At 54.2% G+C, this 13669-nt stretch carries 13 protein-coding genes and 3 pseudogenes; 4 read left to right on the top strand and 12 right to left on the bottom strand.

The window, feature by feature from the left end; genetic code table 11:
* Positions 1 to 339, top strand: a pseudogene (locus tag BGK49_RS00715) (IS1-like element IS1B family transposase); the annotation flags it as partial.
* A 9-nt stretch (positions 340 to 348) separates the two neighbouring features.
* Positions 349 to 2070 carry an adenine deaminase gene (adeD, locus tag BGK49_RS00710; protein ID WP_046891655.1) on the top strand — a complete coding sequence of 574 codons (1722 nt, stop codon included), beginning with the start codon at positions 349 to 351 and terminating at the stop codon, positions 2068 to 2070.
* Positions 2071 to 2114: 44 nt separating this feature from the next.
* On the opposite strand, the gene uhpT is transcribed toward adeD, so the two are convergent.
* From uhpT to ivbL, 7 genes are all read right to left on the bottom strand, one after another.
* Positions 2115 to 3506 carry a hexose-6-phosphate:phosphate antiporter gene (gene uhpT, locus BGK49_RS00705; RefSeq protein WP_046891656.1) on the bottom strand — a complete coding sequence of 464 codons (1392 nt, stop codon included), beginning with the start codon at positions 3504 to 3506 and terminating at the stop codon, positions 2115 to 2117.
* Positions 3507 to 3643: 137 nt separating this feature from the next.
* Positions 3644 to 4963, bottom strand: a complete 1320-nt coding sequence (uhpC, locus tag BGK49_RS00700) for an MFS transporter family glucose-6-phosphate receptor UhpC (RefSeq protein WP_000936566.1) — start codon at positions 4961 to 4963, stop codon at positions 3644 to 3646.
* A gap of 9 nt (positions 4964 to 4972) precedes the next feature.
* Positions 4973 to 6475: a signal transduction histidine-protein kinase/phosphatase UhpB gene (gene uhpB / locus BGK49_RS00695; protein WP_024259801.1), complete on the bottom strand. Its 1503-nt coding sequence runs from the start codon at positions 6473 to 6475 to the stop codon at positions 4973 to 4975.
* Positions 6475 to 7065, bottom strand: a complete 591-nt coding sequence (uhpA, locus tag BGK49_RS00690) for a transcriptional regulator UhpA (protein ID WP_000633668.1) — start codon at positions 7063 to 7065, stop codon at positions 6475 to 6477. The genes uhpB and uhpA overlap by 1 nt, the downstream gene beginning before the upstream one ends.
* Positions 7066 to 7137: 72 nt before the next feature.
* Positions 7138 to 7428: an acetolactate synthase small subunit gene (ilvN, locus tag BGK49_RS00685; protein ID WP_001181713.1), complete on the bottom strand. Its 291-nt coding sequence runs from the start codon at positions 7426 to 7428 to the stop codon at positions 7138 to 7140.
* 3 nt (positions 7429 to 7431) lie between these two features.
* Complete coding sequence (ilvB, locus tag BGK49_RS00680; protein ID WP_000168480.1) at positions 7432 to 9120, bottom strand: acetolactate synthase large subunit; 1689 nt, start codon at positions 9118 to 9120, stop codon at positions 7432 to 7434.
* 105 nt (positions 9121 to 9225) lie between these two features.
* Positions 9226 to 9324 (bottom strand): ilvB operon leader peptide IvbL, encoded by a 99-nt coding sequence (ivbL, locus tag BGK49_RS00675; protein WP_046891657.1) that lies wholly within the window; start codon positions 9322 to 9324, stop codon positions 9226 to 9228.
* A 564-nt stretch (positions 9325 to 9888) separates the two neighbouring features.
* Here ivbL and tisB point away from each other — a divergent pair.
* On the top strand, positions 9889 to 9978 hold the full coding sequence (gene tisB / locus BGK49_RS00660) for a type I toxin-antitoxin system toxin TisB (protein ID WP_000060506.1): 90 nt from the start codon (positions 9889 to 9891) through the stop codon (positions 9976 to 9978).
* Positions 9979 to 10240: 262 nt separating this feature from the next.
* On the opposite strand, the gene ysdE is transcribed toward tisB, so the two are convergent.
* A complete protein-coding gene (ysdE, locus tag BGK49_RS30775; protein WP_211180519.1) occupies positions 10241 to 10315 on the bottom strand; it encodes a protein YsdE in 75 nt (24 codons plus the stop codon).
* Positions 10316 to 10396: 81 nt separating this feature from the next.
* On the opposite strand from ysdE, the pseudogene emrD reads away from it, so the two are divergent.
* A pseudogene (gene emrD, locus BGK49_RS00655) lies at positions 10397 to 11580 on the top strand (multidrug efflux MFS transporter EmrD).
* Between the two features lie 7 nt (positions 11581 to 11587).
* Here the strand turns inward: emrD and BGK49_RS00650 are convergent.
* From BGK49_RS00650 to BGK49_RS00635, 4 genes and pseudogenes are all read right to left on the bottom strand, one after another.
* Complete coding sequence (locus BGK49_RS00650; RefSeq protein ID WP_046891658.1) at positions 11588 to 12085, bottom strand: radical SAM protein; 498 nt, start codon at positions 12083 to 12085, stop codon at positions 11588 to 11590.
* Positions 12082 to 12444, bottom strand: coding sequence for a DUF202 domain-containing protein (locus tag BGK49_RS00645; RefSeq protein ID WP_001113432.1), 363 nt, complete (start codon positions 12442 to 12444; stop codon positions 12082 to 12084). The genes BGK49_RS00650 and BGK49_RS00645 overlap by 4 nt, the downstream gene beginning before the upstream one ends.
* Complete coding sequence (locus tag BGK49_RS00640) at positions 12434 to 12781, bottom strand: YidH family protein (RefSeq protein WP_000703959.1); 348 nt, start codon at positions 12779 to 12781, stop codon at positions 12434 to 12436. The genes BGK49_RS00645 and BGK49_RS00640 overlap by 11 nt, the downstream gene beginning before the upstream one ends.
* Positions 12782 to 12963: 182 nt before the next feature.
* Positions 12964 to 13625: pseudogene (locus tag BGK49_RS00635) on the bottom strand (RNA-guided endonuclease InsQ/TnpB family protein).
* Between the last annotated feature and the right edge of the window lie 44 nt (positions 13626 to 13669).

Below are 13669 nucleotides of genomic sequence, written 5' to 3'. Positions count from 1 at the left end.
CAGCGCTGGCTGTTTTACGCGTATGACAGGCTCCGGAAGACGGTTGTTGCGCACGTATTCGGTGAACGCACTATGGCGACGCTGGGGCGTCTTATGAGCTTGCTGTCACCCTTTGACGTGGTGATATGGATGACGGATGGCTGGCCACTGTATGAATCCCGCCTGAAGGGAAAGCTGCACGTAATCAGCAAGCGATATACGCAGCGAATTGAGCGGCATAACCTGAATCTGAGGCAGCACCTGGCACGGCTGGGACGGAAGTCGCTGTCGTTCTCAAAATCGGTGGAGCTGCATGACAAAGTCATCGGGCATTATCTGAACATAAAACACTATCAATAAGTTGGAGTCATTACCCAGGAATTGTTAGCCGTTTCCCGTGGCGACGCTGTTGCCGATTATATTATTGATAATGTCTCTATTCTCGACCTGATCAATGGCGGAGAAATTTCCGGCCCAATTGTGATTAAAGGACGTTACATTGCCGGTGTTGGCGCAGAATACGCTGATGCTCCGGCTTTGCAGCGGATTGATGCTCGCGGCGCAACGGCGGTGCCAGGGTTTATTGATGCTCACCTGCATATTGAATCCAGCATGATGACGCCGGTCACCTTTGAAACCGCTACCCTGCCGCGCGGCCTGACGACCGTTATTTGCGACCCTCATGAAATCGTCAACGTGATGGGAGAAGCCGGATTCGCCTGGTTTGCCCGCTGTGCCGAACAGGCAAGGCAAAACCAGTACTTACAGGTCAGCTCTTGCGTACCCGCCCTGGAAGGCTGCGATGTTAACGGTGCCAGTTTTACCCTTGAACAGATGCTCGCCTGGCGGGACCATCCGCAGGTTACCGGCCTTGCAGAAATGATGGACTACCCTGGCGTAATTAGCGGGCAGAATGCGCTGCTCGATAAACTGGATGCATTTCGCCACCTGACGCTGGACGGTCACTGCCCGGGTTTGGGTGGTAAAGAACTTAACGCCTATATTACTGCGGGTATTGAAAACTGCCACGAAAGTTATCAGCTGGAAGAAGGACGCCGGAAATTACAACTCGGCATGTCGTTGATGATCCGCGAAGGGTCCGCTGCCCGCAATCTCAACGCGCTGGCACCGTTGATCAACGAATTTAACAGCCCGCAATGCATGCTCTGTACCGATGACCGTAACCCGTGGGAGATCGCCCATGAAGGACACATCGATGCCTTAATTCGCCGCCTGATCGAACAATACAATGTGCCGCTGCATGTGGCATATCGCGTCGCCAGCTGGTCGACGGCGCGCCACTTTGGTCTGAATCACCTCGGCTTACTGGCACCCGGCAAGCAGGCCGATATCGTCCTGTTGAGCGATGCGCGTAAGGTCACGGTGCAGCAGGTACTGGTGAAAGGCGAGCCGATTGATGCGCAAACCTTACAGGCGGAAGAGTCGGCGAGACTGGCACAATCCGCTCCGCCATATGGCAACACCATTGCCCGCCAGCCAGTTTCCGCCAGCGACTTTGCCCTGCAATTTACGCCCGGAAAACGCTATCGGGTCATTGACGTCATCCATAACGAATTGATTACGCACTCCCACTCCAGCGTCTACAGCGAAAATGGTTTTGATCGCGATGATGTGTACTTTATTGCCGTACTTGAGCGTTACGGGCAACGGCTGGCTCCGGCTTGTGGTTTGCTTGGCGGCTTTGGACTGAATGAAGGTGCGCTGGCTGCGACGGTCAGCCATGACAGCCATAATATTGTGGTGATCGGTCGCAGTGCCGAAGAGATGGCGCTGGCGGTCTATCAGGTGATTCAGGATGGCGGCGGGCTGTGCGTGGTACGTAACGGCCAGGTCCAAAGTCATCTGCCGTTGCCCATTGCCGGCCTGATGAGCACCGACACGGCGCAGTCGCTGGCGGAACAAATTGACGCCTTGAAAGCCGCCGCCCGTGAATGCGGTCCGTTACCCGATGAGCCGTTTATTCAGATGGCGTTTCTTTCTCTGCCAGTGATCCCCGCGCTAAAACTAACCAGTCAGGGGCTATTTGATGGCGAGAAGTTTGCCTTCACTACGCTGGAAGTCACGGAATAATAAAAAAGCCCGGCGTCATGCCGGGCAAAAGTCACCAGTTACGTTTATGCCACTGTCAACTGCTGAATTTTTTTCTCGCGGCGGATTTTGCGTTCTTCCATCACCGCCACTATCGCCATCAGGCAGATACAACCAATCGCAGCGATATCAAGTGCGGCGAAGGTGCCTGCCCAGCCGGTAAGGCCGAATACCGGCGTCCCATCGGCAATCATTCCCAGACCTAACTTGGCAAAGCTGTCACCAATCAGGTAAGCAAAGGTGCCTTTAATACCATCGGCAGCGCCAATCGCTTTTTTAGGTACAAAGCCAACAGCAGCCACACCAATCAACAATTGCGGGCCAAAGACCAGGAAACCCAACGCAAAGAGAGAAGCCAGATAGATATATTCGTTGCTGGCATGTTGATACACACCGAGCGTGGCGATAATCAGCGCCAGCGCGATGCAGGCCACCAGGCCACGGCGACCGTTCGCCAGGTCAGAGAGCCAGCCCCACAGCAGCGTACCGACCAGCGCACCAGCTTCAAACAGCGTAAAGCCCTGAATCGCCACCGCTTTAGAGAGTTTCAGTTCCTGGAACGCGTATACGGTTGACCACTGGTCGATACCAATACGTACCACATAGAGGAAAATGTTGGCGAAGCACAGCAGCCAGATCACTTTGTTTTTCAGCACATACTCAACAAAGATCTGCCACTTGGTCATATCGGTAGATTCTGTCTCTTTGTCCTCTTCGCTGATCTCCTCGCCGAACAGTTCTTCAGCTTTGCCGAGGCCATAAGATTCTGGGGAGTCGCTGCCGTAACGCAGGCCGATAAAACCGACAATCAGCGCGATAATCGACGGGAAGATAAACATGCCGATGACATGGCCATCGAACAGGTAATTTGCCCCGAACAGCGCCACACCTGCTGCGCCTGCACCGCCAAGGTTGTGAGAAATATTCCAGAAACCGAGGAATGTCCCGCGTTTACGACGCGGCGTCCATTTGGTGATGGTGGAGTAACTGCACGAACCGCCGGTACTCTGGAAAAAGCCGCTTAAGGCGTAGAAGGCAATCATCAGGAACAGGCTAACCGAGCCGCTGCCCATACTGGCACTGAAGCACAGCATACAAATGGCAGACAGGATCAGCATGAACGGCAGGAATTGTTTGGTGTTTTTGCCGTCGGCGTAGTATGAAACCAACGTTTTACCCACGCCATAAGTGATGGAGAAACCCAGGCCGATCATCCCCAGCTGCGTCATGCTCAACCCGTAGGTCGAAATCATATCGTTCTGCGCGATGTTAAAGTTCTTGCGAATCAGGTACATCGTCAGGTAGCCGATAAAGACCACCAGGTAGGATTGCATGAACGGTTTGAACCACATTTTGCGCCGCACTTCGAGCGGAAGGTCCAGGGTCGGCTTGCGAACCTGGTTTAGGAAAGCCAGCATGGGTTACTCCTGAAATGAATACCTGCGTGAGGCATGCATTGTAAAAATCAGCAGCAAATCAGGCCTGAGATAGCGTCCAGGCAAAACCTGGAAAATTTCTTAGTTTTGCCGGATATGAAGTGAAAAGGTGAGATGCATCACGCTTCGCGCGGTGTCTGGGCGTTCAAAAAGGGCAGTAACAGCAGTGCGGAAATCCCGGCGGCGATAGAGATAACCACAAAAAATCCGCTCCAGTGCCAGGTATCGAGTACTTTCGCCAGCGGCCAACCAGCAAGCGACGCCCCCAGATAAGCAAACAAGCCGACAAACCCCGTCGCCGCCCCTGCCGCCTCTTTGTGGGAACACTCTGCCGCCGCCATACCGATTAACATCTGTGGGCCAAAGACAAAAAAACCAATGGTGAAGAAGCAGGTTGCCTGCATCACGTAGCTGGCAAATGGCATCAGCCACAGGGAGCCGACTGAAAGCAAAATTCCGGCGGCGAAAATCAAATTCATCGGCCCTCGGTTGCCGTTAAACAATTTGTCCGAGCCCCAACCCGCTACCAGCGCACCGATAAATCCACCCAGTTCAAACATCGTCACTGCCGTATTCGCCGTGACCAGATCGACGCCCAGCGTCTCGGACATATACAAATTGCCCCAGTCGTTGATCGCCGCCCGGACCACATAGACCAGCACATAGCAAAACGAAAGCAGCCAGATATACGGATTCAGCAACACATATTTGGTGAGGATCTCTTTACGCGTCAGCCCTGCCCCTTCTTGTTGTTGAGCTATCTCCAGCGCGTCGTGTCGCCATTCACCGACCGCCGGTAAACCTAACGCCTGCGGGCGATCGCGCAGCCGCCAGCAGAGAAAAATTCCCACGACGATCGCCATACAACCAGCAATCATCATCCCGGCACGCCAGCCGTAATGTAGTGCAGCCGCTGCCATCACAATGGGAATGAGTGCGCCGCCGACGTTATGCGCCGTGTTCCATAATGCCCACCAACCACCGCGCTCGGTACGTGAATACCAGGCCGTTAACAGACGCGCACACACCGGTGAACCCCAGCCCTGGAAAAAGGCGTTCAGCACCCAGAGTACGGCAAACGCCCATAGCGACGTCGAGAAGCCAAACAGAATGTTGATAATGCCCGTGGCGATAAGCCCTATCCCCATAAAATAACGGGCATTTGAGCGATCGCTGACAATGCCGGAGACAAACTTCGACACGCCATAGGTAATGTAAAACAGGGTCGCTAACAGGCCGATATCGCTACGGCTGAGCACGCCGTTAGCAAGGATTTCTGGTACGGCGGCGTTAAAACTTTTCCGCGTGAAGTAAAACAGCGCGTAACCCAGCCAGATGGTCAGCAGAATATGCCGACGCCAGTAGCGATAGCGGGCATCAATTTCATATTTATCAGTCATTAATGGCGCATCGGCAGGCGCTTTCAGAAACGGCAACATCATCAAACCTTAGACATAGCGTTGAGGTAGAGAAACGCTGACACGCGTGCCGTGCAGACAGGAAATGTGTAATGTGCCACCCAGCGCCGTTACGCGCTCGCGCATTCCGGTGAGGCCAAAACCTTGTTGCCCGGAACCTGGCGGCAAACCGCTGCCATCGTCTTCAATAACCAGCATCAACCGTTCATCCTGCTGCCAGCCTTGCAGGGTGACCGCGCTGGCATCAGCATGTTTCACAATGTTGTTCAGCCCTTCCTGGCAGACACGAAACAGCGTCACGCGCTGGTTTTCGCTTAACGCTGATTCATCGATTCGCCATTCGAGATGGCTGACAATACCGTGCCCTTCCAGCTCCATTTCCCGCATCAGTGAGCGGATGGCCTGCTCCAGGGTGAGATCATCCAACTGGCGCGGACGTAACCGCCCCAACAAACGGCGCACCGCGTCGTAAACGCCCAGCGATAGTTGTTCGATGAGCTGCCCGCTCTGCTTCACGCTGGCGTTATCTGCCGCCAGCCGCTGAACAATGCCCGCCTGAGTACGAATAGCAGTGATGGTCTGACCGATATCATCATGCAGCTCACGCGCCACATCACGGCGCACGCTCTCTTCGGTTTCCAGCAACCGTTCAGCCAGATGCTGATTGCGCGCCAGTTCCTTTTGCAGCGACTGGTTAAGTTCACGCAACCGCTGGATGCCAGCGCCAAGCAACAACCCTGTCAGACTTTGCACCAGCAGCGAGAGCAATAAATCCACCGGATGATCGCGCCAGGTTTGACTGGCGATCAGCGCGATGGCGTTCATCAACGTCGCAATCAGCGCCCCTTGCCAACCATAGTGCCAGGCCAGCGCGATAATCGGCAGCGCCAGACAGAATGGCGTAAAGCGCGACAGTTCGTCCGGCAATCCCAACTGGAGCCAGAGACTGATAACAAACAGCAGCAAGTACCAGACCAGATGTCGCCCGCGCCAGTTGATTGGCTGAGAAACCAGTGACGGGCCGAGCGGCAGCCAGGTGTTATTGGCGAGATAGTGCCAGAACACCAGACATATCGGGGCCAGCGTCAGGCCGCCAGTTAAAGTCAGCAACAGCGCATTCCACGACTCTTTGCCGTGCCAAAGCCAGGGCAGCGACTGCAACAACGCCGCCGCCGTTAACGCCGCCCCCTGTAACAGCAAGGTGCGCCAGTCACGCTGATGGCGATAGCGCGAGATCAGCGCTACGGGCAGTAACGTCAGTAAACTACCGATCATCAATAACGGAAAATGGGTTAAACCGACCGCCTGCGTTAGCCAGTAAATCAGCAGCCACTCCGCGCCCAGCAGCACCGGCCAGTATCCGCGCGGGCATTGCAGCATTAGCCCCAGACGCAGACCAAACGGAAATAACAGCACCGCCATATCAGGGCGCTCAACCAGATGCAGGCTGATACTCCACAGGCAAAACCATGCGGCAGAGAAGATAAAAAAGCAGGCAATAACGGTAATTAAGCGGGAGAACAACGTCTTCATCACCAGCCATCAAACATGCGGCGCGCCAGCTCTACGTCGTTACTGACGCCCAGTTTTTCCATCAGATTGGCGCGATGGACGTGTACCGTTTTCGGTGACAAGCCCAGTTCGGCGGCAATCTCTTTCACCGCCATTCCTTGCGCCAGTTTTTCCGCCACCTGGCGTTCACGTTTGGTTAGCGGGTCCTGACGACCGGATGCCAGTTTAATGGCTATATCCGGCGTCAGATAACAGCCGCCCGTGGCAACCGTATGCACCGCAGCAATGAGTTCATCCGGGCTACAGCGTTTGGAAAGAAAGCCGCGTGCCCCCGCGTTAAGCGCCTGCTCAACCAGCGCAGGACTGTCGTGAACGGAGAGCATAATCGTCGCCATACCTTTCGGCAGCTGGCTTAGCAGCTCCAGACCGGAGATATCGGGCATGGAGATATCGCAAATACACACCTGCACACCGCGCCCCGGCAGCCCCGCCAGCGCCTCGCGCCCCGAACCAAACTCGGCAACTACCTGCAAATCAGGTTCCAGCCCCAGCAGCTGCGCAAAGCCGGAGCGGACGATGAGGTGATCGTCTATAAGGGCAACGGTGATCATGGTCTTGTCCTGGCGGGTAAAAAAACGCGCTTACCTTAACGATAAGCGCGATGTTGTTCAAGCCTTGAGCGGTTACTGAAAAAACACCGCGATCTTGTTAAACATCGTCGGATCGGACTGATTACGCTGTACTTTCACGACATCTTCCAGCTTATCGATTTGGCTTATCATCTGCTCCAGACGCTGGTCGTCATTGACCAGTAGCCAGATATGGCTTTTGTCGCTGTCCTGAATCGGCAGACAAAGAATGCCTTCAACGTTAAAAGCGCGGCGGGCAAAAAGGCCACAAACGTGGGTCATTACGCCCGGATGGTTGCGAACGGTGAGCTCCAGAATTACGTTGTTATGAGTTGTGTTTTGCATGGCTTATTCCCCCACCATTTCAGTATTCGCCGCACCTGGCGGCACCATCGGGTAAACTTTTTCTTCGGCATCAATGCGCACATGGATCAGCGCCGGGCCAGGGCGATTGATGATTTCCTGCAATGCAGCCTGCGGATCGGCTTCGTTATTCAAATCACAGGTTTCGAGGCCGAATCCGGCGGCAATCTGCATAAAGTTGATTTTGCCCGGATAGGTGGCGGCAAAAACGCCTTGCTCGTAGAACAGACTCTGTTGCTGATGCACCAGCCCCAGCGCTTCGTTGTTCATCAGAATGATTTTGACATCCAGCTGATTTTCACTGGCGGTCGCCATCTCCTGAATATTCATCATCAGGCTGCCGTCGCCGGAGAAACACAACACTTTGCGATCCGGGTTCGCCAGCGCCGCGCCAATCGCCGCAGGCAGGCCAAAACCCATCGTGCCCAGCCCACCGGAGGTCAGCCACTGGCGTGGGCGATTGAGCGGATAAGCTTGCGCGGTCCACATCTGATGCTGACCCACATCGGTGGTGATAATCGCATTGTCATCGACACAGGCGGCAACGGCGTTGATCAGGCCGTAATGGCTTAATGGATCGCACGCTTTCGGGATTGGACACGGGAATTCGCGCTGCAAATCCGCTACCAACTGGTGCCACTCTGCACGCGGTTGCGCTTCCACCTGCGGGATCAATTGCGCCAGCACGTCATCAACATCCGCCTGAATCGCCACATGCGGCTGCTTGATTTTACCCAGCTCTGCGCGATCGATATCGACATGAATAATTTTGGCATTCGGACAGAACTGCTCGGTTTTGCCAATCGCCCGGTCATCAAAACGCGCACCGAGCACTATCAACAAATCCGCCTCCTGCAAAATATAGTTGGTGCTGCGCACGCCGTGCATCCCCAGCATACCCAGCGACAACGGATGCGCTTTTGGCAACATGCCCAGCGCCATTAAAGTCATGGTGGTAGGCAGTTGCGCTTTCTCCGCCAGTTCACGCACCCGTGCGGGCGCATTGATCACACCGCCGCCCAGATAAAGCACCGGGCGTTTGGCAGCGTTAATCATCGCCGCTGCGTCACGAATGCTTTCTTCGCTAAAGGCGGGGGCGGCGGCTTTTTCTGCCATAGCGGGCTGTGTTTCAATCTCAAAAACTGCCGTTTGCACATCCTTAGGAATGTCTATCCACACCGGGCCTGGGCGGCCTGATTGCGCAATGCGGAAGGCATCGCTCATGACCTGCGGGAGTTCTTCGATATGTCTGACCAGATAGTTGTGTTTGGTGATGGGGATAGAGATGCCGTAGGTGTCCACTTCCTGGAAGGCGTCGGTGCCGATCATCGAGGCGGGAACCTGACCGGTGATGCAAATCAGCGGGATGGAGTCCAGCCGCGCATCGGCAATGGCGGTCACCAGGTTAGTCGCACCCGGTCCGCTACAGGCCATACAGACCGCCGGTTTACCGTCGGTGCGCGCCATCCCCTGAGCGATAAATCCCGCGCCCTGTTCATGACGGGCCAGAATATGGCGGATTTGCGTGCTTTGGCTTAAGGCATCGTAAACAGGCAGGATAGAACCGCCCGGAATGCCCGTCACAATCTTAATGCCCTGCTGTTCCAGGAAATGAACGATAAATTCTGCGCCGGTAAAGCGCTTACGCGTCGATGTTGTGCCCGAACTTGCCATGCTCCAGTCCTTTTCTTCTGGGCCGACTTTCCGGGAGGTGCTTAAACGAAAAACCCCGCCCGGTTTGCGCCGGCGGGGTTTTGGAATCGTGTGTTGTTCCAGTCCCTACGGCGCATTGCCGACGACCACCACCACACGCACGACGACCACTGCGACGGATAGCGCAGTTGGTAGTAGTTTTGCGTTGAACATGGAAGTAGTCATTGGGGACCTTGTTGGTTTTGTGTTTAACAATATTTATACAAGCACAGCTTTACAGGGGAGACAATAGAAAATTTTTCAGCAAGGGAAAATTGAGGGGCTGATCACGTTTTGTACTGAATTGCAGGTAACAAAAAACCCCGCCGGAGCGAGGTTTCATCAGCCGCCTGCAGCTGGTAACCGCAAAGCACACTGTATTATGTCAACACTGAAAGTATACGTGTTCCGCGCAGAACGCGCAATTTCGGCACGAATTTTGACGTATTTAGGGCATAGTTGAGTATCGATCACAGTTTGCGTTTTGTCCAAATATTACTGTTTATTTATACAGTAAACTTCTATAATATCACTGTACGCAATGTATTATGCGGGGGCCGCATCGTTACCCGGCGCACTAAGTCCTGGCTGAAACGGGTGGTGCCGTCAGCGCCTTAACCCCGCGTGAGCACACTGTGTTATGTCAACAAGCACAACGTTTCTCCTTGAGATACCGCGTGCACAACAGCTGGCAACAGGCAGCGGAAAGGTACGTCAGCTGGCAGTGCTCCTGAACCACAGGAGACGCGTATGAGCCTGGTGGATATCGCCATTCTTATCCTCAAACTCATTGTTGCAGCACTGCAACTGCTTGATGCTGTTCTGAAATACCTGAAGTAATTCAGATTCAAGTCGCACCAAAGGGGAGCGGGTAACCGCTCCCCTTTTATATTTAGCGTGCGGGTTGGAGTTGGGGGCTTCTTCTACCAGCAGAATGTTTGCACCTGCGCTGCCTGTGCCCCTCACCCTAGCCCTCTCCCCAAAGGGGCGAGGGGACCGTCCCGTGCAATGTTTAGCTCATTTTCTGAAAGGGAACGGTGGTTTCCCCCTCGCCCCTTTGGGGAGAGGGCTACAGTTCGCACGTAATCCCTCCCGGCAACATTTATTGCCGCTTTTGTTTACATATTCTGCCGCTAAACAATTCCCCATTCCTGGCGTATATCTGGCTAACATTCATCAATGTGATAGATTCCTCTCCCGCATTTATGGGAATGCGTAGTGACTTATTCTAATTATTTTTATAAAAGCATCCGTGATAATGAAAAGGCAAAGAAACGTCAATTTGTTATTGATGTTGGTATTACTCGTGGCCGTCGGTCAGATGGCGCAAACCATTTATATTCCAGCTATTGCCGATATGGCGCGCGATCTCAACGTCCGTGAAGGGGCGGTGCAGAGCGTAATGGGCGCTTATCTGCTGACTTACGGTGTCTCACAGCTGTTTTATGGCCCGATTTCCGACCGTGTGGGTCGCCGACCGGTGATCCTCGTCGGAATGTCCATTTTTATGCTGGCAACGCTGGTCGCGGTCACGACCTCCAGTTTGACGGTATTGATTGCCGCCAGCGCGATGCAGGGGATGGGCACCGGCGTTGGCGGCGTAATGGCGCGTACTTTGCCGCGAGATTTATATGAACGGACACAGTTGCGCCATGCTAACAGCCTGTTAAACATGGGGATTCTCGTCAGTCCGTTGCTCGCACCGCTAATCGGCGGTCTGCTGGATACGATGTGGAACTGGCGCGCCTGTTATCTCTTTTTGTTGGTTCTTTGTGTTGGTGTGACCTTCAGTATGGCCCGCTGGATGCCGGAAACGCGTCCGGTCGATGCACCGCGCACGCGCCTGCTTACCAGTTATAAAACGCTTTTCGGTAACAGCGGTTTTAACTGTTATTTGCTGATGCTGATTGGCGGTCTGGCCGGGATTGCCGCCTTTGAAGCCTGCTCCGGCGTGCTGATGGGCGCGGTGTTAGGGCTGAGCAGTATGACGGTCAGTATTTTGTTTATTCTGCCGATTCCGGCAGCGTTTTTTGGCGCATGGTTTGCCGGACGTCCCAATAAACGCTTCTCCACGTTAATGTGGCAGTCGGTTATCTGCTGCCTGCTGGCTGGCTTGCTGATGTGGATCCCCGACTGGTTTGGCGTGATGAATGTCTGGACGCTGCTCGTTCCCGCCGCGCTGTTCTTTTTCGGTGCCGGGATGCTGTTTCCGCTGGCGACCAGCGCGCGATGGAGCCGTTCCCCTTCCTGGCGGGCACGGCTGGCGCGCTGGTCGGCGGTCTGCAAAACATTGGTTCCGGCGTGCTGGCGTCGCTCTCTGCGATGTTGCCGCAAACCGGTCAGGGTAGCCTGGGGTTATTGATGACCTTAATGGGATTGTTGATCGTGCTGTGCTGGCTGCCGCTGGCGACGCGGATGTCGCATCAGGGGCAGCCCGTTTAAGCGCACGTCACCGCAGTATCGTCATCAGCTCCATGGGAGAACGATGCTGCTTTATCAGATCACGCATCACCCGCATATGCGGTGCGGAGTAAGAATAAAACGCCTGATAGCCCGCACAAAGCACGCTGTCTGGCGTCTCCTGCCGAGCGTGCGGGCACAGGCGATGCCAGTCGCACGCCTGGCAGTCACGGCGCGGTTGCGGGTTTTCGCCGCCACACCATTTTTGTAAGGTGGCGTCAAAAAGCTCAATCGAGATACGACTGATATCTGCCCGCACCCAACACTCGAACAGGGCAATTAAAAATTTCCCCCACAGCTCTGCTGTCACCGAAGCGGCCGTCAGATCGCCCCGGTCATCAAATTCAAGATAGGGAATGAGCTGTACGGAGCGGATGCCCCGCTGTTTGAAATTGTGATAAAAATCGGCAGGTTGCAGAGCATCCTTGTACTCTACAACCAGTTTATGCCTGTCCTCTTCAGCATCAATGACCTGACTTCCTGTCATGCGACTCTCTCAATAAATACGATAAGTTGATGTATATGCGTTACAGCAAACAGTATTGCGAGAGATAACACCGCGAGGGAGATCAAAAATTTGTCACGGACTACGTGAAATTGGGAAAAATCGCTATTCGTGACATCCATTAAATTGCGATTACGGGTGTAGTGCCAGAGGATCAGCGCCACGATGGCGAGAATGCCAATCGAAATCCAGAATAACATGCCCGCCTGGTGCCAGTTGTGTTTGATAGCCAACGCCATCAACGCGCCGTAGCCCAGCATGGTACGAAACCACGCCAGTGATGTGCGCTCCGGCTGCAGTCCTGGGTCGGCAATGCGTCTGGCTTTGCGGCTATCCGGCATACAACACCAGTCCCATAACGATCACCGCCACGACCATCAATATTAAGCTAATGATTAATAAGCTGTTGGTGTAGGGCAGGTCCTCTTTCAGACGCATCGCTTTTTCATTGCGTAACCAGCGCAGGTAGCCATACATTGCTAACCCACCGGAAAACAGACACAACAACAACGCCAGCAGTTCACGAATGACGGGCGTGGCGAAATCTGGCGCAAGTTGATCAAGCCCAACCCCCGCCGCCAGAAATCCTAGTGCGGTACGGATCCACGCCAGAAAAGTACGCTCATTAGCCAGCGAGAAGCGGTAATCGGGCGCTTCTCCAAGGCGGGAAATTTTCATTGTTGCTCCTTTGCAATTTCACTAACGCTCTATCTTTAGCGGTTTTTTTTAAGAATTTCGTCCGCCCGTTTCCTGATATGCTTTTGCCATCCGCTACAAGGAGGTCAGATGGGTATCATAGCGCAAATTGACATCCTCCACGCCCTGAAGGACGAGGATCCCTGCTACGTTCAGGCTGTCGCCTAAATCATTTCGGTGGGTTCCTGCTTCAACGGGCGGCCTGACTGCACCATCTCTCCACAGGCAAGAACGGCGTGCCCCGCCGCTAAAATGTTACGAGCGCCATTTACATCGGCGTTCGCTGTATATCCACATACCTGGCATCTGAATTTACTTTGTGACAGGCGGTTTTCTTTCGCTGTATGACCACAGCACGCGCAACGCTGGCTTGTGTACGCTGGCGGAACAGCAAGCACCTGACCGCCACGCCAGAGCTGCTTGTACTCAAGCTGGCGGCGCATTTCATACCAGCCCTGATCCAGTATCGAACGGTTTAAACCTGATTTTGCCCGGACATTGCGCCCCGGCAGGCTGACCGTACCCGCTGCTGACTTTGACATGTTGCTGACCTTCAAATCCTCAATGACTATCATTGCGTGTTTTTTGCTGACGGTCGTTGTGACTTTGTGAAGGTAGTCCCTGCGGATATTTGCGATACAGGAATGCAGTCGCGTATTTTGCGTTTCTGCTTCTGCCAGTTGTTGCTAAATTTGACCTTGCGGCTTAACTGTCGCTGAAGTCTCGCCAGCTTCTTCTGGTTTTTCTGAAAACTGTTTACAGGCTCAAAGACTGTGCCATCTGACAGCGTGGCGAGTTTAGCCACGCCAGCATCCAGCCCGACCATTGATGCTGAAGGGTGAACCGGAGTTGATACTTCACTTTCTGTCT

It is taken from the genome of Shigella sp. FC1544 (genome assembly GCF_001722145.1).
Lineage (GTDB): Bacteria > Pseudomonadota > Gammaproteobacteria > Enterobacterales > Enterobacteriaceae > Escherichia > Escherichia coli.
Note: the sequence above shows the minus strand (reverse complement) of the source record. Positions and strands in the feature narration are given on the sequence as shown.